Source organism: Skermanella sp. (assembly GCF_059503625.1).
In genome coordinates this window covers 1-19126 of sequence record NZ_JCACHA010000582.1, presented here as the reverse complement: position 1 = coordinate 19126, position 19126 = coordinate 1, and the positions used below count along the sequence as shown (strand labels likewise).

The window sequence follows — 19126 nt, the reverse complement described above, 5'->3', positions numbered from 1 at the left end:
CTGCGGCAGGTCACCGGTGAAGCCCCGCGCCGCCAGCCCTGTCTCGAGCCGCCGGCCCCGGTCGAGCGAGCGCTGGAACAGGCTTCCCGCCAGCCAGCCGAGCGACCGGATGCTCCGGCGCGGCCCGTCGTAGCCCAGCCGCGCGACCTGAGCCTGCCGCCCGGCATCCGCCCGCTCCAGAAAGACGAAGATCAGCCGGTAGATCAGCAGGGTAAGCTCCCGCACCGGCCTCGGCACGCCGAGCCTGCCCAGCATCGGGACAAGCTCCGCGACCGGAGTGGTCAGGATGAGGAAGACCAGACAGGACGTAGCGGCCAGCGACCGCGACGTGACCTCCGCCGCCAGCCGCAGCCCATCCGGCGCCAGCCCGATATGCACCCCGTCGGAAACATCGACCGCCAGCGCCAGCACCGGGATCCCCGTCAGCAGGAAGCCCAGCGGCACCGCCAGCGTCCCCAGCGCCGCCCTCGGCGGCACCCTCGCTCCCGCGATCGTCAGCACCAGCATCACGGCAATTATCAGCGGCGCCGCCGGCCATGGCGGCAGGACCAGGGCCGCCAGCAGCATGCCGCCGGCGGGGACCAATTTTTCCAGGGGATGGCGGTCGCTCCACCGGTTGGTCCAGGCGTGGCGGTCAATCGCCAGCATGGACCTCGTCCCGCCGCGGCTTGGCACTCTCACCGCGCTTTTCACTGCGGCCGCGCCGCAGCCCGACATAGTAGCCGAGCAGACCGGCGCCCAAGGCAGCCTGAAGCGAGAACAGCAGGCTTTCGATCTCACCGCTCGGCGGTTCCCACAGCGGCTCGAACCAGGGCCGATAGCCGGCTTCGTCGATCACCCCCTGCGCCTGACCGTCCGAACCGCTGAATTCGGCGTTGCCTTTCACGACCAGCGGCAAGACCACGATGGCCGCCGCGATCAGCAGCAGTATTCCGTTCCGCCCCATCACTTCGCCCCCCGCAGGAAGGCCAGGGCCGACAGTTCGTCCCGGCTGTACAGGGCCAGTAGGTTGACCACCACGACCGTTAGGATGCCTTCGACGATGGCCAGCGGCACCTGGGTAACGGCGAAAATCGACAGGAACTTGACCAGCGCCCCGCCGAACCCGGTCGCCGGATCGGGGAATGCCAGCGCCAGTTGGACCGAGGTCACGCAATATGTGGCCAGATTGCCCAGAGCCGCCGCCAGGAACACGCCGACGCTCCGCCCGAAGCCGGATGTCATCCGCCAGACGCCCCACGCGACCCAGGGGCCGACGATCGCCATCGAAAACGCATTGGCGCCCAGCGTGGTAATGCCGCCATGGGCCAGCAGAAGCGCCTGGAACAGCAGGACGATGCTGCCCAGCACCGCCATCACGTTGGGTCCGAACAGGACGGCGCCCAACCCGACACCGGTCGGATGCGAGCAGCTTCCCGTCACGGACGGAATCTTCAGCGCCGACAATACGAAGGCGAAGGCGCCCGACGTGGCAAGCAGAAGCTTGGTTTCCGGATGGTCCTCCACGATACGCCCGATCCGGCGCATGCCAGCCACCACGAACGGCGCTGCGGCGACCGTCCAGGCCAAGGCGTGGATGGGCGGCAGATAGCCTTCCATAATGTGCATTGAAACTGATTTCCCCCTCGACGATGAAGGGGATGCATGGATGAAGCGCACAGGCGGCGGCGGTGGCGTCTGACTGCGACCGGTCCGGCTGGCCTTCCTCCCGGTGCACCCCGCCCGGAACATACGGCTCTCCCGGTGACGGCAGGTCTCCTGGCTCGCAGGTCGTAGTCGGTCGCCACGCCTTCCCAGCCCCGGATAAGGGGCCAGTGGCACGAAGTCGGCGTCGACTCGCTGCTCACAGTTGCGGGGGCAGCCACGGATTAGGTCCCCAGAGGGGTCCGCCGCACCGTGTTCCCTATTAATCCCCCTCGTCGCTCGCTCGGGGGAACCTATCACCAAGATTGAAGCTAGTGGGCGGAACGATGGCGCGTCAAGTGCTTAACCGTAGAACCTAACGGCTCAGCAGCAAGGCCGCGGCATTCTCCCGCTGCTCCCAGCCGGCCCGCTCCAGTTCCGGCTCGGCGTGCTCCTCGATCGGTAGTCCGACGCACAGATAGGCCACCAGGGACCAGGATGGCGGCACGTCGATCGTGCGGCAGACCGCTTCCGGGTCCAGGATCGACACCCAGCCGACGCCGATGCCATGGGCGCGGGCCGCCAGCCAGAACGTGTAGACCGCCGTCACGGTCGAATAGCGCAGCATCTCCGGCATGGTCTTGCGGCCCAGGCCATGGCCGCGCTCCGTCGCGTCGTCGTTGAAGACGGCAAGCTGGACCGGAGCGTCGTTCAGCCCGGCCAGCTTCAGCTGGGCGTAGAGCTGGGCGCGGTCGCCGGTGTAGCCCGACAGCGCTTCCGCATTGCAGTGCTCGAAGATGCCGCGAACGGTGTTTCGCCGCTCCGGATCGTCGACGCGGACGAACCGCCAGGGACGGCTGTAGCCGACCGACGGCGCCAGCGCCGCCACGCCGACCAAGTGCTCGATCAGGCCGGCATCGACCGGATCGGTGCGGAACCGGCGCACGTCCCGCCGCCAGCGGAACAGGTCTTCCAGCTTGGCTTGGAATTCCACATCGAAAATAGGGGCATTCGTCATGCGGCCAAGTTGAAGGAAGCGAGGCCGGCGCGCAAGCGCTCCCATGCCGCAGCATCCGGCGGCAGGCCGAAGCGCAGCCAGTCCGGCTTCGCATCGAAGCTGCGGGCCAGGATGCCCTGCCGGCCCAGGTGCTCGTACAGAGCGGTGGCATGTCGCGTCCGGGCAAGCCGGAACAGGTCGGTGCCGCCGACCACCGCCAGCCCGTGGCTTTCGATCAGGGAATCCAGGTCGCTTGCGGCCCGCGCCAGACGGACGCGGGTAGCAGCGATCCAGTCCGCATCGTCCATGGCAGCCGCGCCGATCTCCAGCGCCGGACCGGCGACGGCCCAGGGACCGAGATGTTCTTCGAGCCGCCGCACCAGTTCGCCGGTTCCCAATGCGAAGCCCAGCCGCAATCCAGCCAGCCCGAAGAACTTGCCGAACGACCGCAGCACGCACAGACCCGGCTGCCCGGCTTCTCCCGCGACGCTGAGATCCGGCGTCACGTCGGCGAAGGCTTCGTCCACGACCAGCAGCCCGCCGCGTGCGGCGAGCCTTTGGGCCAGTTCCAGCAGCCTCGCCGGCTCGACCTGCCGGCCGTCCGGATTGTTGGGGTTGGTCACAATGACGCAGTCGGCTCCCGCCGCCGCTTCCAGGTTTTCCTCAACCGTCACCCGATGCCCCGCCAGACGCCAGCAGCGGGCGTGCTCGGCATAGGTGAAGCCCAGGATGGCGACGTGCCCCCGGCGCACGATCCGGGGCACTGCCTGGATCAGCGCCTGCGATCCCGGAGCCGCCATCAGCGCTTCCGGCGCGGCCCCGAAGTAGCGTGCCGCCGCATGTCGCAGACGGTCGTTCGCGGCCCGGTCCGGCAGCCGGTTCCAGGCGTCGGCGCCGATCTCCCCCGGTTTCCAGGGCCACGGATTGATGCCGGTGGAAAGATCGACCCAGCCGCCGGCCGGCTTGCCGAAGCGCGTTTCCGCCGCGTCGAGCGCGCCGCCATGGTCGCGGACCGGTCCGCCCGCTGCCGGCTCCGCCGCCGGATTCGCGATTGACGCTGATGCGGGGGGACCGTAAGACTGCTCACCCATAGACATTGGTTCCTTGGCGCCCCGTTTCGGGACCTGAGGTGAAAAGGGAACACGGTGAGGCCGGGCTCGTGAGCCGTATGCCAAATCCGTGGCTGCCCCCGCAACTGTGAGCAGTGAGTCGGCGCCGATTCAAAGCCACTGGCCCTGGAGAAAAGACGGGCTGGGAAGGCAATGGCGTCCGGCTGGGACCTGCGAGTCAGGAGACCTGCCAATGTCGCGCGCAACAACGATGTCCGGGCGGGGTGCACCGGTGAATGAGGACATATGAACGCGATCATTAAGCCCACCGAGGCTCCCGGCAAATCGACCGAGGAAATCGGCAAGCCGGTCGAGAAGCTCGGCGTCATGCTGTGCGGCCACGGCAGCCGCGACCTTGGCGCCGTGCAGGAATTCGCGGTGGTAGCAGGACAGCTCCGCGCCAAGCTGCCCTACGACGCGGTCGAGTACGGTTATCTGGAATTCGCCAAGCCGATCATCCGCGAGGGGCTGGACAAGCTGCGCGCCAAGGGCGTCACCAAGGTGCTGGCGATCCCCGGCATGCTGTTCGCCGCCGGCCACGCCAAGAACGACATTCCGTCCGTCCTCAATACCTATCAGGCCCAGAACGAGGGCATGACCATCCATTACGGCCGCGAGCTTGGCATCGACGTGAAGATGCTGCGCGCTGCCGGCGACCGGGTGGCCGAAGCGCTGGCCGCCGCCAAGACCGAAGTGCCGCGCCACGAGACCCTGCTTGTGGTCGTGGGCCGGGGCGCTTCCGACCCGGACGCCAACTCCAACGTCGCCAAGGTGACGCGGATGCTGTGGGAAGGCATGGGCTTCGGCTGGGCCGAAACAGCCTATTCGGGAGTCACCTTCCCGCTGGTCGCCCCCGCGCTGGAGCATGCGGCCAAGCTTGGATACCGCCGCATCGTCGTATTCCCCTACTTCCTGTTCACCGGCATCCTGGTCCAGCGGATCTACGACTACACCGATGAAGTCGCCGCGAAGTTCCCGGATATCGAGTTCATCAAGGCCGGCTACCTGAACGACCATCCCCTGGTGCTTCAGACCTTCGCCGACCGGGTGACCGAGATCCTGGAAGGCACCGGCAACATGAACTGCCAGATGTGCAAGTACCGCGAACAGGTGCTGGGATTCGAGGCCGAAGTCGGCCTTCAGCAGGAAAGCCACCACCACCACGTCGAGGGCATCGGGTCAGGCGCTCCGGCTCACGGTCACGACCATGGGCACTCGCACGATCATGGGCATGACCACGCACACGGCCACCATCACGATCATGATCACCCGCACGGTCACGGCCACGACCATCCGCACGATCACGGCCATAAGCACGACCATGGCGCCGCCGGTCACCATCACCACCCCTACCCGCACGCGGACCATCCGCTGGGACCGAAGACGCTGACCAAGCTGTCGCACGACTGATCCGGTGATGGAATACCTGCGCGACCCGGCGGAAATCTATTGCCGCTCCTTCGCCACGATAGCGGCGGAAGCCGACTTAGCGGCGATGCCATCGGACGTGGCGGAGGTGGCGACACGCCTGATCCACGCCTGCGGCATGGTCGATCTGGTCGAAGACCTTGTGTGGACCCCGGACGTGGTCTCCGTCGGCCGCGCGGCACTGGCCGCGGGCGCTACGATCTTGACCGATGCGCAGATGGTAGCATCCGGGATCATGGCGACCCGTTTGCCGGCTGGGAACCGGGTGCTCTGCGCCCTCTCCGACCCCGCCGTCCCGGCTTTGGCCGCCCAGCACGACACGACCCGGTCGGCGGCGGCGCTCGACCTCTGGCTGCCGCATCTGGACGGCGCCATCGTCGCCATCGGCAACGCCCCGACGGCGCTGTTCCGGTTGCTGGAACTGCTGGATGCCGGAGCGCCCCGGCCCGCCGTGATCCTGGGATTCCCCGTCGGCTTCGTCGGCGCCGCCGAATCCAAGGCCGAGCTGGCGGCAAACCCGCGCGGCGTCCCCTTCATCACCGTGCGCGGACGGCGCGGCGGCAGCGCGATGGCGTCAGCCGCCGTCAACGCCCTGGCGATCGGAGCCCGCGCATGACATCCCCTGCCGGTGCGTGGGTGTCCGTCGTCGTCATGGGCGTGGATGGGCTGGACGGCGTCTCCAAAGCGGGCCGCCGCCTGTTCGACGCCGCCTACCTGCTGGTCGGCGGGGAGCGTCACCTTGCCCTGATCCCCGGCGATAGCCGCGACCGCCTGCCCTGGCCTTCCCCCTTCAGCGCCGGTCTCGAACAACTCTTGAGCCACCGGGGCCGCCGCGTCTGCGTGCTGGCGAGCGGCGATCCGATGAGCTACGGCATCGGCGCCACCCTGGCGCGGCGCATCCCGCCCGCCGAAATGATCGTCGTCCCCGCCCCCGGCGCCTTCGATCTAGCCTGCGCCCGCATGGGCTGGGCACGGGCCGAGGTCGAAACCCTGACGCTCCATGGCCGTCCCCTGGCCCTCCTGCAAGCCTATCTCCAGCCGGGAGCCCGCCTGCTGATCCTCAGCGAGAACGGCAGCACTCCGGCCGCCGTCGCCGACGTGCTGGCCGCCCGAGGCTACGGCCAAAGCCGGATCACCGTGCTGGAACGGATGGGCGGCCCGCAGGAGCGCCGCCGCGACTGGAACGAGCCCGACATCGCCGGCCTCAACACGCTGGCGGTCGAGTGCGTCGCCGATCCCGGCGCCCCCCTGCTGCCCCGTTCTCCCGGTCTACCGGACGAAGCCTTCCACCACGACGGCCAGTTGACCAAGCGGGAGGTCCGCGCCGCGACACTCGCCGCTCTCGCCCCCGTTCCCGGCCAACTGCTGTGGGATGTCGGCGCCGGCTGCGGCTCCATCGCGGTCGAGTGGATGCGCCACCACCACGCCTGCCGCGCGGTAGCCGTCGAACCGCGCCGTGATCGGCTGGCCCTGATCGAGGCCAATTCCGAAAGCCTCGGCTGCCCTGACCTGACAATCGTCGAGGGCAAGGCCCCGGCAGCGCTCGAAGGTCTTCCGCCGCCCGACGCCGTGTTCATCGGCGGCGGCGTCTCCGCGCTTGGGGTGTTCGAGACATGCTGGCAGGCGCTCCGCCCCGGCGGGCGGCTGGTCGCCAACGCCGTCACGATCGAGGGCGAGCAGACGCTGACCTCCGCTTACGCCAAGCTCGGCGGCAGCCTGACCCGTATCGCGATTTCCAGGGCCGAACCCATCGGCCCGTTCTCCGGCTGGCGTCCCCTAATGCCGGTCACACAACTGGCGCTGCTGAAGACATGAACGGAACACTCTACGGCCTGGGAGTAGGGCCGGGCGACCCCGAGCTGATCACGCTGAAGGCGCTCCGCCTGCTGCGTGCGGCGCCGGTTATCGCGTATCCCGCCCCCGAGCATGGCGACAGCCTCGCCCGCGCCATCGTCGCCGGACACCTCCCCGGCGGCCAGACCGAGATCGCGATCCGCATGCCGATGGTGGTGGAACGCTTCCCGGCGCAGGAAATCTACGACCGCGCCGCCGTCGAGATCGGCGCGCACCTGGAAGCCGGCCGCGACGTGGCCGTGCTGTGCGAGGGCGATCCGTTCTTCTACGGCTCCTTCATGTACCTGTTCGGCCGCAGGGCCGAGCGCTTCCCGGTCCAGGTCGTCCCCGGCGTCTCGTCGCTGACCGCCTGCGCCGCCGCTTCCGGTGCCGCCCTGGCGTCGCGCAACGACGTGCTGACCGTGGTCCCCGCCCCGCTGCCGGCGGAGCGTCTGCGCGAGCTTCTGCTGAACACCGACGCCGCCGCGATCATGAAGCTGGGCCGCCACTTCGCCAAGGTCCGCGACGTGCTGACCGAACTGGGCCTCGCCGCCCAGGCCCGTTACGTCGAGCGCGCCACCATGCAGAACCAGCGCCTGCTGCCGCTGGACGAAGTCGACCCCGACAGCGTGCCGTATTTCTCGATGGTGCTGGTCCACAAGCGCGGGGAGGCATGGTCATGACCGCTCCCGCCCCCGTCTTCGTCGTCCTGTCCCAATCAGGCCTGGAAGTGGCCGAGGGCGCGCGCACCGTTCTGCCCGGCTCCGAGATCCACGGGTTGGCGCACCGCGTCAGCGGCACGGACCGGGAATTCACCGCGACGCTCGACCACCTGCGCGCGCTGTTCCAGGCTGGAACGCCGATCATCGGCGTCTGCGCCGCCGGCATCCTGATCCGTGCCCTTGGTCCCGTCCTGTCGGATAAGCGTTCCGAACCGCCCGTCCTCGCCCTGGCCGAAGACGGCAGCGCCGTCGTCCCGCTGCTGGGCGGCCATCACGGCGCCAACGACCTCGCCCGGCGGCTGGCGGCCTCGCTCGGGATCGAGCCCGCGATCACCACCGCCGGCGATCTCAATTTCGGCGTCGCCCTGGACGAGCCGCCCACCGGCTGGACCCTCGCCAACCCCGCCGACGCCAAGCCCTTCAGCGCCGCCCTGCTGGCGGGCGGCACTGTCCGGCTGGACGGCAGCGCTCCCTGGCTGGCGGCTTCCCGCCTGCCCTTCAGCCCCGATGCCGAACTGGTGCTGCGCGTCACCGAACGGGCGGAAGCCGGTTCAGCGTCGAAGCTCGTCTACCATCCTCCCGTACTGACGGTCGGCGTCGGCTGCGAGCGCGGCGCGTCGGCGGAGGAAGTGATTGCCCTGGTGCGCGAGACGCTGGCCTCCGCCGGGCTGGCCGAACAGGCCGTCGCGGCGCTCTGCTCGATCGACGTCAAGATGGACGAACCCGCCATCCACGCCGCAGCGGCGGATCTTGGCGTGCCTATCAGCTTCTTCGACGCCGCCCGGCTGGAGGAGGAAGCTCCCCGTCTCGCCAACCCGTCCGATATCGTCTTTAACGAGGTCGGCTGCCACGGCGTCGCCGAGGGCGCCGCCCTCGCCGCCTCATCCGGCACCCTGATCGTGCCGAAGCGGAAATCCGCTCGCGCCACCTGCGCCGTCGGCCTCTCCGCCACGCCGCTTACACCCGACAGCATCGGCAAGCGCCGGGGCCGGCTTTCCATCGTCGGCATCGGTCCCGGCAGCGACGGCTGGCGGACGCCGGAGGCGGACCAGTGGCTGACGCAGGCGACCGACCTCGTCGGATATCACCTCTACCTGGACCTGCTGGGCGACCTGACCGCCGGCAAGCAGCGCCACGGCTATGAGTTGGGCGCCGAGGAAATGCGGGTCCGCGTCGCGCTCGACCTCGCGGCGGAAGGCCGCGACGTGGCGCTGGTCTCCAGCGGCGATGCCGGGATCTACGCCATGGCGACGCTGGTGTTCGAACTGATCGACCGCGAAGCCCGCCCCGACTGGGCAAGGCTGGATATCGGAGTCACCCCCGGAGTCTCGGCCCTTCAGGCGGCGGCATCGCGTGCCGGCGCTCCCCTCGGCCACGACTTCTGCACGATCTCGCTGTCCGACCTGCTGACGCCCTGGCCGGTGATCGAGCGCCGCATCCGCGCCGCAGCGCAAGGCGACTTCGTGATCGCCGTCTACAATCCGGTATCCAAACGCAGGACCGGGCAGCTTCCCGCGATGAAGGCCGTCCTGCTGGAACACCGCCCGCCCGACACCCCGGTCATCCTGGCCCGCAACCTCGGCCGCCCCGGCGAGACCATCACCGTTACGACCTTGGCGGCCCTCGACGCCGCCGACGTGGACATGCTGACGCTGGTCATGATCGGCTCGTCCGAAACCCGCGCCATCGCGCGCGGCGACGGCGGCACCTGGGTCTACACACCACGCGGCTACGCCGCGAAGCATCTGGACGACAAATCCCCATGACGGTTCACTTCATCGGCGCAGGTCCGGGTGCGCCCGACCTCATCACCATCCGGGGCCGCGACCTGATCGCCCGCTGCCCGGTCTGCCTCTACGCCGGCTCGCTCGTTCCGACGGAAGTCGTGGCCTATGCGCCGGAAGGCGCGCGCGTGGTCGACACCGCGCCGATGACGTTGGACGACATTCTGGCGGAAATCGAAGCCGCCCATGCCGCCGGCCATGACGTCGCCCGCGTCCACTCCGGCGACCCTTCGCTCTACGGCGCCATCGGCGAGCAGATCCGGCGCCTGGATGCTCTCGGCATCCCCTACGACATCACCCCCGGCGTGCCGGCCTATGCGGCAGCCGCCGCACTGCTGCGGACGGAACTGACGCTGCCGGAAGTCTCACAGACCGTCATCCTGACGCGGACGGCGATGAAGTCGTCCCCCATGCCGAACGCGGAAACGCTGGACGTGCTGGGCCGCTCCGGCGGGACGCTGGCGATCCACCTGTCGATCCGCAACATGACCAAGATCGTGGACGAGCTTTCGCCGCACTATGGCGCCGATTGCCCGGTCGCGGTGGTGTACCGCGCGACATGGCCGGACCAGCAGGTGATCCGGGGAACGCTGGCCGACATCCGCGGGAAGGTGCGGGAAGCGAAGATCACCCGGACGGCGCTGATCATCGTGGGCCGCGTCCTGGGTGCGGAGGACTTCCGCGACAGCGCCCTCTACGACGCCAACCACGTCCATGTCTTGCGGCCAGAGCGCAAGGTGCTGTGACGTCAGCGGCGCTTCAGCCAGTCCAGCGCGTCCTCCACGGTGCCGACGACCTCGCCCGGCGGCAGAGCCGGGCGGCGCACCATGATTACCGGAATGTTCAGCTCGCGAGCCGCCGCCAGCTTGGGATAGCTGGCAGTGCCGCCGCTGTTCTTGGCGACGACGACCGTGATGCCGTGCTCGACCAGCAGCGCCCGTTCGGCTTCCAAGTCGAACGGCCCGCGCCCCGTCACCAACGTCACTCCCGCGACCGGCTGCTCAGGCAGGTCGATCACCCGCGCCAGCATCCAGGCATCGGTGCGGTTGGCGAAAGCCGCCAGCTCCTGCCGCCCCACGGTCAGGAACACGCGCGCACCCGCCGGGATCGCCGCGACGGCGGCGGCCATGTCATCGACCTCGATCCACCGGTCGCCCGGCTGCTTGTCCCAAGCCAGACGCGCCAGCATCAGCCGGGGCGTCGGCCGCAGCCGGCAAGCGGCTTCGGCATGGCGGGAGATCGTCGCGGCGAACGGATGCGTCGCATCCACGACTGCCGTAATGCCCCGCTCCTCCAGATAGGCCGTCAGCCCCTCGGTCCCGCCGAACCCGCCGACGCGGACTTCGCCCGGCAGTGCAGCCGGCGCTTTGGTCCGCCCCGCCAGCGACGTGATGACGCCGACGCCGGAAAGCCCGCGCGCCAGCGCCGCCGCGTCCGACGTGCCGCCCAGGATCAGCACGCGGGCGCCGCCGCCTTCGAAACCCGCCCTGCCCTCAAGCCCGCCCTTGCGGTCGAAGACGAGAACCTCCACATCCGTACCGCAATCGTCCAGCACGCCGAGCGCCACGGCGCGCGCCCGCGCCGCGACCAGATCGGCCAGCGGCACTCCGGCGGCGACGGCCCTGGTCAGCACCTGATTGGCTGTGTTGGCGCCCTTCGCCTCTTCCACCAATTCCGCAGGCGCCCCAAGTTCCGCCAGCCGGTCGGACAGCCACGTGAAATCGACCTGACTCCGCCCCGAATGCAGGTCGAGGAAACCCTGGGCCAGCTTGGTCAGCTTGCCGAAACCGCCCGCGATCGTGACCCTCGGGACAGGATTGCGCCGCAGGTATTTCAGCATGCCGCCGGCGAAATCGCCCATATCCAGCAGAGCCAGTTCGGAAAGGCCATGTATCCGCTGCACCGCCTGTTCGGAAGTAGACCCGGTCGAACCCGCGACATGATCGAAACCATTGGCCCGCGCCACGTCGATGCCGCGATGGATCGAGTGTATCCAGGCGGAACACGAGAACGGCACGACGATGCCCGTCGTCCCCAGGATCGACAACCCGCCGACGATCCCCAGGCGCGGGTTCCAGGTCTTCTGCGCGATCTCCGCCCCGCCCGGCACCGACACCTCGATCACGACATCTCCGGCATCGCCGAACTGCGCCGCCAGCCCGGCCACCGCCTCCGCCATCATCCGGCGCGGAACGGGATTGATCGCCGGCTCGCCGGGCGGGATCGGCAGGCCTTCCTTGGTCACCATGCCCACGCCCTCGCCGGCGCGGAACGTCACGCCGCTGCCGGCCTCCCCGCGCCGGACCGTCGCTATGATCAGCGCGCCGTGGGTGACGTCGGGGTCGTCCCCGGCATCCTTGACGACGCCGGCGGAACACTCGGCCCCGCCCTTGCTTTCCCAGGCCAGCGCAAAGGCGGGTGTTTCCCCGCCGGGCAGGCGGATGGTCACGGGATCGGGGAAATCTCCGGTCAGCAGGGCGGTGTAGGCCGCCGTGGCGGCAGCCGTGGCACAGGCGCCGGTTGTCCAGCCCCGGCGAAGGGGACGATTGGGAGCGCCATCCGGTTTGTCGGTCATGGCGTGGCTTATAGACGCGGTGTAGAGTGACGGCAATGATCCCCTCATCTCCTCCCTCTTCCTCCTTTCCGGCCCTCCCCTTCCCGGAGTTCGAGCCCGGATGGGTCTGGCTCGCCGGCGCCGGTCCGGGAGATCCCGGCCTGCTGACCCTTCACGCATGGCATGCGCTCCGCCATGCCGACGTGATCGTCTACGACGCGCTGGTCGGTCCCGACATCCTCGGCATGGCGCGCGAAGGCTGCCGTCTGGAATTCGCCGGAAAGCGCGGCGGCAAACCGTCGCCCAAGCAGCCCGACATCTCCAGCCGGCTGGTCCAATTGGCGAGAGACGGCTTGCGCGTCCTCCGCCTGAAGGGCGGCGACCCCTTCGTCTTCGGACGGGGCGGCGAGGAAGCGCTGACGCTGGTCGAGAACGACATTCCCTTCCGCGTGATCCCCGGCATCACCGCCGGGATCGGCGGCCTTGCCTATGCCGGCATTCCCGTCACCCACCGCGACACCAACCATGCCGTCACCTTCATGACCGGTCACAGCGCGTCGGGGCTGGTGCCGGACACGATCGACTGGGCCGCCGTCGCGCGCGGCTCGCAGGTGATCGTCCTCTACATGGCGCTGAAGCACTTGGCGACCATTGCCGGCAACTTCATCAGCGCCGGCCGCCCTGCTACCCAAGCGGTCGCCATCGTCACCAACGCCACCTTGCCCAACCAGCACGTGCTTGAAACCACGCTGGAACGATGCGCCGACGACGTGGCGGCCAACGGGATCGAGCCGCCTGCCCTTGTCGTCGTCGGCGACGTGGTGCTGCTGCGCCCGGCCCTGGACTGGATCGGCGCGATGTCTCGTCGGGCCAGCGATTAGGGCCGTGACCGCGCCGGGCCTGATCCTGGCCGCCCCGGCATCGGGCAGCGGCAAGACCGTCACGGTGCTGGCGCTGCTCCGCCATTTCCGGCGGGCGGGAGTCGATATCGCCTCCCGCAAGGTCGGCCCCGACTACATCGACCCGATGTTCCACACTGCGGCCAGCGGCCGCCCCTGCATCAACCTGGACCCCTGGGCGATGCGGCCGGAAACGCTGGCCCGGCTGGCGGAGGAGAGCGCCGCTCTCCTGATCGTCGAGGGCGTCATGGGCCTGTTCGACGGCGCCGCCGACGGCACCGGCTCGACCGCCGATCTGGCCGCCCTGACCGGCTGGCCGGTGGTCCTGGTGCTGGACGTGAAGTCGCAGGCGCAGTCCGCCGCAGCATTGGTTCACGGCTTCGCCAGTTTCCGGAGGGACCTCGATATCGCCGGCGTGATCCTGAACCGCGTCGGCAGCCCGAACCATGAAGCGCTGCTCCGCACGGCACTGGCGCCCCTCGGCATCCCCGTCCTGGGCGCCCTGCCGCGCCTGGAAGCGTTGTCCCTGCCCGACCGCCATCTGGGTCTGGTCCCAGCGGGTGAGCACGCCGCGCTCGAAGACTTCCTCGACAAGGCAGCGGATGTCGTCGCCCGCCACATCGACACTGCCGCTCTCCGCAGCCTCGCCCGTCCCGTCAAACTCCCATCCTCGGCGAAGCCCGTCAGTCTGCCGCCGCTCGGCCAGCGAATCGCCGTCGCACAGGACGCCGCCTTCGTCTTCGCCTATCGGCATCTGCTGGACGGCTGGCGGAACCAGGGCGCCGAACTGCTGCCGTTCTCTCCCCTCGCCGACGAACCGCCGTCATCTCACGCCGACTCGATATATCTCCCCGGCGGCTATCCCGAACTGCATGCGAGCCGCTTGGCCTCTGCCGCCCGGTTCCTCTACGGCCTGCGCACCGCCGCTTCCCGGCAAATCCCCATCTATGGCGAATGCGGCGGCTACATGGTACTCGGCCGCACCCTGGAAGACGCCGACGGCGTAACTCATCCCATGGCCGGCCTTTTGCCGCTCGACACCTCGTTTGCCAAGCGCCGGCTGCACCTGGGATACCGCCACGCCACAACGGCCACCGCGACGCCCTTCGGCCCCGTCGGCACTACCCTGCGCGGGCATGAGTTCCACTACTCCAGCATCGCAGCCGAAGACACCGCACAGCCGCTCTTCCATGCCAGCGACGCCCGACGGATTGGCCTGGGAAGCATGGGCACGATGCGCGGCAGCGTCATGGGGTCGTTCCTCCATATCGTGGACCGGGCGGAATGAACCTCGACACGACCGTCCTGCTGGCGCTGGTGCTCGATGCGGCCTTCGGCGAACCGGCTTGGCTCTACGCCCGCGTGCCCCACCCCGTCGTGTTCTTCGGGCGGCTGGTCGGTCTGCTCGACCGCACGCTGAACCGTGAAGCCGCTACCCGCTTCGCCCGCCGTCTAAGCGGCATCGCCGCCGTGGTCCTGCTGGTCACGCTCACCGCCGGCCCGGCATGGCTTCTGAGCTGGGGCCTGTCCGCCACCTCCTGGGGCTGGATCGCCGAAGCTGTTCTCGCCAGCACCCTGATCGCCCAGCATAGCCTCTACACCCACGTCGCCGCCGTGGCCTCCGCCCTCGAAACCGACGGCATCGCGGGAGGCCGTCGGGCAGTCTCCATGATCGTCGGCCGCAATCCGGAAAGCCTGGACGAGCACGGCGTCTGCCGCGCCGCCATCGAATCCTGCGCCGAAAACTTTTCGGACGGTATCGTCGCCCCGGTGTTCTGGTTCGCCGTCCTGGGCTTCCCCGGCCTCGTCGCCTACAAGGCGATCAACACCGCCGACAGCATGATCGGCCACCGGACACCCCGCCATGAGGCGTTCGGCTGGGCGGCGGCCCGCTTGGACGATCTGGTCAACCTTCTCCCGGCCCGTCTGGCCGGCCTGTTCATCATCCTCGGCACGGCGGCTTTCCTGAAGGGAAAGCGCCTGCGCCCGGCGTATGCCGCCTGGAAGATCATGCTGCGCGACGCCGGCAAGCACCGCTCGCCCAATGCCGGCTGGCAGGAAGCCGCCATGGCGGGAGCGCTCGGCCTCGCCCTCGCCGGCCCCCGCCGCTACGGCGACGTGGTGGTGGAAGACGCCTGGATGGGCGAAGGCGGCAGGCGCGAAGCGACATCCGAAGATATCCGAAGAGCACTCCGCATCCTGCTCGGCGCCTGCGTCATTCAGGCGACGCTCATAGCTGGCTTGGCCGTGCTGGGCTGATCGACCGGCCGCGTTTTCGGCATCGCGAACAGGTACAGCAGCAAATCCAGGCTAGCCGCCGCCGCGCTCGATATGGAGATCGACACCTCCGGCCTCACGGCCGATTTCGGCCAGCAAGGAACCCAGCTTGATGCGTCCCTCGGGCCGTACGGCGTTTTCCAGGATACAACGGATTTGTATGCGTCGAAGACAGTATGTCATACTCCGGAAGCGCCGTGTCGAGTAAGTCTGCACTATGCCAAGTGCCGGCGAGATTGACCTAAGAAATTACTTTCGTCTCGTAGGTCGGTCTAAAGCGAAGCGGCAGCCGACAAGCAGGCGCGTCTATGTCGGCTGCCGCTTCGCTTTAGACCGACCTACGAATGACTTCAACTTTCTAAGCAATTCCTTCTGTGTATTACAAAAAGGCCCTGCCGGAGCGTCGCTCCGGCAGGGCCTTTTTCATTCAGTTCAAGCCGACCTAAATCAGCCGGCCTTCGACATCGCGATGGCGGTGTCGGCCATGCGGTTCGAGAAGCCCCATTCGTTGTCGTACCAGGTCAGGATACGGACCAGATTGCCGTCGATGACCTTGGCCTCGTTCAGGGCGAAGATCGACGAATGCGGATCGTGGTTGAAGTCGGTCGAGACCAGTTCCTCGTCATAGGCGGCAAGGACGCCCTTGAGCGGACCGGCGGCGGCTTCGGAGATCGCCTTCTTGATCTCTTCGACGCTGGTGGCGCGCTTGGAGACGAACTTGAAGTCCACGACCGAGACGTTGGGGGTCGGGACGCGGATGGCGGTACCGTCCAGCTTGCCCTTCAGTTCCGGCAGCACCTTGCCGACGGCCTTGGCGGCGCCGGTGGAGGTCGGGATCATGTTGAGGGCGGCGGCACGGGCGCGGTGCAGGTCCTTGTGCATCGTATCGACGATGCGCTGGTCGCCCGTGTAGCTGTGGATCGTGGTCATGAAGCCTTTTTCGATGCCGACCAGATTGTTCAGCACGAAGGCGACCGGAGCCAGGCAGTTGGTGGTGCAGGACGCGTTGGAGACGATCTTGTGCTCGGCGGTCAGCTTGTCGTGGTTGACGCCGTAGACGACCGTCAGGTCTTCGTCCGTTGCCGGAGCCGAGATCAGGACCTTCTTGGCGCCCGCCGTGATGTGCTTGGCGGCATCGTCGCGCTTGGTGAAGATGCCCGAGCATTCCAGCGCGATTTCGACGCCCAGGTCGCCCCAGGGGAGCTGGGCCGGATCGCGGACCTGCACGACCTTGATCTCGTGGCCGTTGACGACCATGACGCCCTCACGGGCTTCGACGGTGCCGGGGAAACGGCCGTGGACGCTGTCGTACTTCAGCAGGTGCGCGTTGGTGTGGATATCGGCCAGATCGTTGATCGCGACAACTTCGATGTCGTTGCGGCCCGATTCATAGATAGCCCGCAGTACCAGCCGGCCGATACGACCGAATCCATTGATGGCAACCTTGACAGCCATTGATTCCTCCTGAGTTCAAACTCGATTACGGGCTTGCGCGTGCCCGTTTACAACCTTGCTTTGGCAGCCGCCACAACTGCATCGGCAGTAATGCCGAAATGCTTGTAGAGATCCTGGTACGGCGCGGATTCGCCGAAGCTCTTCATGCCGATGAAGGCGCCCTTGTGTCCGATATACCGGTCCCAGCCCATGCGGATCTGAGCCTCGACCGCGATGCGGACGGTGCCCCTGCCGATCACTTCGTCCTGATAGTCCTCGTCCTGTTCCTCGAACAGTTCCCAGCTCGGCATGGAGACGACCGTGGTGCCGATGCCCTCGGCCTGAAGCGCCTTGCGGGCTTCGACGGCGATCTCGACTTCCGAGCCGGTCGCGAAGATCGTGACCTTCCGCTTGCCCTTGGCGTCGGCCAGGATATAGGCGCCCTTGGCCGACAGGTTCTCGGTCGTGTGCTCGGTCCGGATGGTCGCGAGGTTCTGGCGGGTCAGCGCGAACACCGACGGGCGGTGCTTGCTCTTCAGCGCGATGGACCAGCATTCCGCCGTCTCGACCGCGTCGGCCGGGCGGAAGACCAGCAGGTTGGGGATCGTGCGCAGCGCCGGGACGTGCTCGACCGGCTGGTGGGTCGGACCGTCCTCACCCAGGCCGATGCTGTCATGGGTCATGATGAAGATCGTGCGGCACTTCATCAGCGCGGCCAGCCGGATCGCCGGGCGGCAGTAGTCGCTGAAGGTCATGAAGGTGCCGCCATAGGGGATGATGCCCCCGTGCAGCGCCATGCCGTTCATCGCGGCGGCCATGCCGTGCTCGCGCACGCCGAAATGGACGTAGCGGCCGTTGAAGTTGTCGCGCTGGACGGCGCCGGTGTTCTTCACCTTGGTATTGTTGCTGGGCGTCAGGTCGGCGGAACCGCCGATCAGTTCGGGAACGGCGGGGACCAGTACGTCCAGCACGTTGCCCGACGCGACGCGGGTCGCCAGCTTCGGCTTCTCGGCGGAGATCTTGGCCTTGAAGCCGTCGATCAGCGCGTCGAAATCGGGCGGCACGTCGCCGGAGAAGGCGTTGTTGAAGCTGGTGCGGGCGCTTTCGCCGGCGCCGTTCAGCCGCGCTTCCCAGTTCTCCCGCTCGGCGACGCCGCGCTGGCCGAAGCCGCGCCAGACGCTGGTGATCTCCTCGGGGATGATGAAGTGCTCGTGCGTCCAGGCCAGCTTCTCGCGCGCGGCCTTGATCTCGTCGGCGCCCAGCGGCGAACCGTGGCAGTGATGGGTGCCGCCCTTGGTCGGGGCGCCGTAGCCGATGATGGTCTTGCAGGCGATCAGCGAGGGAGCGTCGGTGGTCCGGGCGTACTCGATTGCGGTGTGGATCTGCTGCGGGTTATGGCCGTCGATCTCGCGGACATCCCAGCCATAGGCGCGGAAGCGGTTCAGCGTATCGTCGGTGAAGCTCAGGCTGGTCGGGCCGTCGATCGAGATCTGGTTGTCGTCCCACAGCACGATCAGCTTGGACAGGCCCAGATGGCCGGCGAAGGAGGCGGCTTCGTGGCTGATGCCTTCCATCAGGTCGCCGTCGCTGGCGATGACATAAGTATAGTGGTCGACCAGATCGTCGCCGAAGCGGGCGTTCAGGATACGCTCCGCCAGCGCCATGCCGACGGCGGTGGAGATGCCCTGGCCGAGTGGGCCGGTCGTCGTCTCGATGCCGCCGGATTGCAGCACTTCAGGATGGCCCGGCGTCTTGCTGCCGAGCTGGCGGAACCGCTTCAGCTCGTCGATCGTCATCTCCTCGTAGCCGGTCAGGTGGAGCAGGCTGTAGAGGAGCATCGAGCCGTGGCCGGCGGACAGCACGAAGCGGTCGCGGTCGGGCCACATGGGCGCCTTGGGGTCGAACTTCAGGAACTTGCCGAACAACACGGTCGCGACGTCGGCCATGCCCATCGGCATGCCGGGATGCCCGGACTTAGCGGCTTCGACCGCATCCATGGCAAGGACGCGAATCGCATTGGCCAACTGCTCGTGCGGGACGCCGGCAGGGTTTGCAGGGGTCGCGGCGGAGGTGGGCGACGTCGGCATGGTTGAGGTGTTCCCGGTTTTGTTCTGATCTTGACGCAGCGGTTGTAGCGATGACGATGGTGTCGGCGATAACACCAATGCGTACTGGAGTTTAGGTCGAGGCTTCACGGATATGAAACGCGGGCACCATGCCGCTGCCGATTGCCTACGTCAACAAGCGAGATGCCCGGAGGTGTCATGCGCCGGCGATGCGCGGGCGGCGGGCGCCCGAAGAGGGCGGGGACACCCCGGAAATCCGGCTGAAACTCGGCCCGTCATGCCTCCATCGGTCGCACTGCGGTTGACGGCGGCGCCGGCGCCTGCTAAAGGTCGGATCGAGTATCTATTTAAATCTGCGCAGGATCGGCTTCGCCCCGATGGACCGTCTGAAAGTCGCTCT

The 19126-nt window shown here is 68.0% G+C and carries 17 protein-coding genes and 2 riboswitches; of the genes, 9 read left to right on the top strand and 8 right to left on the bottom strand.

All coding sequences use genetic code 11. The features are described 5' to 3' along the window. From cbiQ to cobD, 5 genes are all read right to left on the bottom strand, one after another. A partial coding sequence (gene cbiQ / locus AC5JJ6_RS14455; protein WP_496042720.1) for a cobalt ECF transporter T component CbiQ occupies positions 1-648 on the bottom strand: 648 nt, incomplete at its 3' end. Then, on the bottom strand, positions 635-946 hold the full coding sequence (locus tag AC5JJ6_RS14450) for an energy-coupling factor ABC transporter substrate-binding protein (RefSeq protein ID WP_496042719.1): 312 nt from the start codon (positions 944-946) through the stop codon (positions 635-637). The genes cbiQ and AC5JJ6_RS14450, both read right to left, overlap by 14 nt. Next, complete coding sequence (locus AC5JJ6_RS14445; protein ID WP_496042718.1) at positions 946-1608, bottom strand: energy-coupling factor ABC transporter permease; 663 nt, start codon at positions 1606-1608, stop codon at positions 946-948. Before AC5JJ6_RS14445 ends, AC5JJ6_RS14450 begins: the two co-directional genes overlap by 1 nt. A gap of 123 nt (positions 1609-1731) precedes the next feature. Further along, positions 1732-1957: riboswitch (cobalamin riboswitch) on the bottom strand. A 42-nt stretch (positions 1958-1999) separates the two neighbouring features. Next, positions 2000-2641, bottom strand: a complete 642-nt coding sequence (bluB, locus tag AC5JJ6_RS14440; RefSeq protein ID WP_496042717.1) for a 5,6-dimethylbenzimidazole synthase — start codon at positions 2639-2641, stop codon at positions 2000-2002. Beyond that, positions 2638-3711 (bottom strand): threonine-phosphate decarboxylase CobD, encoded by a 1074-nt coding sequence (cobD, locus tag AC5JJ6_RS14435; protein ID WP_496042716.1) that lies wholly within the window; start codon positions 3709-3711, stop codon positions 2638-2640. Before cobD ends, bluB begins: the two co-directional genes overlap by 4 nt. Then, positions 3701-3938, top strand: a riboswitch (cobalamin riboswitch). (Overlaps the previous gene by 11 nt.) Positions 3939-3975: 37 nt before the next feature. Between cobD and AC5JJ6_RS14430 the strand changes: the two genes are divergently transcribed. From AC5JJ6_RS14430 to cobM, 6 genes are read left to right on the top strand one after another with little or no spacing between them, the layout of a single operon-like run. After that, positions 3976-5139 carry a sirohydrochlorin chelatase gene (locus tag AC5JJ6_RS14430; RefSeq protein WP_496042715.1) on the top strand — a complete coding sequence of 388 codons (1164 nt, stop codon included), beginning with the start codon at positions 3976-3978 and terminating at the stop codon, positions 5137-5139. 7 nt (positions 5140-5146) lie between these two features. Then, a complete protein-coding gene (locus AC5JJ6_RS14425) occupies positions 5147-5773 on the top strand; it encodes a precorrin-8X methylmutase (RefSeq protein WP_496042714.1) in 627 nt (208 codons plus the stop codon). Continuing rightward, complete coding sequence (gene cbiE, locus AC5JJ6_RS14420) at positions 5770-6972, top strand: precorrin-6y C5,15-methyltransferase (decarboxylating) subunit CbiE (protein WP_496042713.1); 1203 nt, start codon at positions 5770-5772, stop codon at positions 6970-6972. The genes AC5JJ6_RS14425 and cbiE overlap by 4 nt, the downstream gene beginning before the upstream one ends. Continuing rightward, the gene (locus AC5JJ6_RS14415) at positions 6969-7673 is read left to right on the top strand and encodes a precorrin-2 C(20)-methyltransferase (RefSeq protein WP_496042712.1); all 705 of its coding nucleotides are present in this window, start codon (positions 6969-6971) and stop codon (positions 7671-7673) included. Before cbiE ends, AC5JJ6_RS14415 begins: the two co-directional genes overlap by 4 nt. Continuing rightward, positions 7670-9478: a precorrin-3B C(17)-methyltransferase gene (gene cobJ, locus AC5JJ6_RS14410; protein ID WP_496042711.1), complete on the top strand. Its 1809-nt coding sequence runs from the start codon at positions 7670-7672 to the stop codon at positions 9476-9478. Before AC5JJ6_RS14415 ends, cobJ begins: the two co-directional genes overlap by 4 nt. After that, positions 9475-10242: a precorrin-4 C(11)-methyltransferase gene (gene cobM, locus AC5JJ6_RS14405; RefSeq protein ID WP_496042710.1), complete on the top strand. Its 768-nt coding sequence runs from the start codon at positions 9475-9477 to the stop codon at positions 10240-10242. Before cobJ ends, cobM begins: the two co-directional genes overlap by 4 nt. Before the next feature lie 2 nt (positions 10243-10244). On the opposite strand, the gene AC5JJ6_RS14400 is transcribed toward cobM, so the two are convergent. After that, entirely contained in the window at positions 10245-12071 is a 1827-nt protein-coding gene (locus AC5JJ6_RS14400; protein WP_496042709.1) for a cobalt-precorrin-5B (C(1))-methyltransferase, read from the bottom strand. Positions 12072-12106: 35 nt separating this feature from the next. Here AC5JJ6_RS14400 and cobA point away from each other — a divergent pair, with 35 nt between their 5' ends. Genes cobA through cbiB form a run of 3 tightly spaced genes read left to right on the top strand, consistent with a single transcriptional unit; the run spans position 12107 to position 15208 of the window. Continuing rightward, the gene (cobA, locus tag AC5JJ6_RS14395) at positions 12107-12931 is read left to right on the top strand and encodes a uroporphyrinogen-III C-methyltransferase (protein WP_496042708.1); all 825 of its coding nucleotides are present in this window, start codon (positions 12107-12109) and stop codon (positions 12929-12931) included. Between the two features lie 4 nt (positions 12932-12935). Then, the gene (locus AC5JJ6_RS14390; protein ID WP_496042707.1) at positions 12936-14237 is read left to right on the top strand and encodes a cobyrinic acid a,c-diamide synthase CobB; all 1302 of its coding nucleotides are present in this window, start codon (positions 12936-12938) and stop codon (positions 14235-14237) included. Next, entirely contained in the window at positions 14234-15208 is a 975-nt protein-coding gene (gene cbiB / locus AC5JJ6_RS14385) for an adenosylcobinamide-phosphate synthase CbiB (RefSeq protein ID WP_496042706.1), read from the top strand. Before AC5JJ6_RS14390 ends, cbiB begins: the two co-directional genes overlap by 4 nt. Before the next feature lie 465 nt (positions 15209-15673). Here cbiB and gap read toward each other — a convergent pair whose 3' ends face one another. Together gap and tkt are read right to left on the bottom strand one after the other, a co-directional pair. Continuing rightward, the gene (gene gap, locus AC5JJ6_RS14380) at positions 15674-16681 is read right to left on the bottom strand and encodes a type I glyceraldehyde-3-phosphate dehydrogenase (RefSeq protein ID WP_496042705.1); all 1008 of its coding nucleotides are present in this window, start codon (positions 16679-16681) and stop codon (positions 15674-15676) included. Positions 16682-16728: 47 nt separating this feature from the next. Next, positions 16729-18747 (bottom strand): transketolase, encoded by a 2019-nt coding sequence (tkt, locus tag AC5JJ6_RS14375; RefSeq protein WP_496042704.1) that lies wholly within the window; start codon positions 18745-18747, stop codon positions 16729-16731. Between the last annotated feature and the right edge of the window lie 379 nt (positions 18748-19126).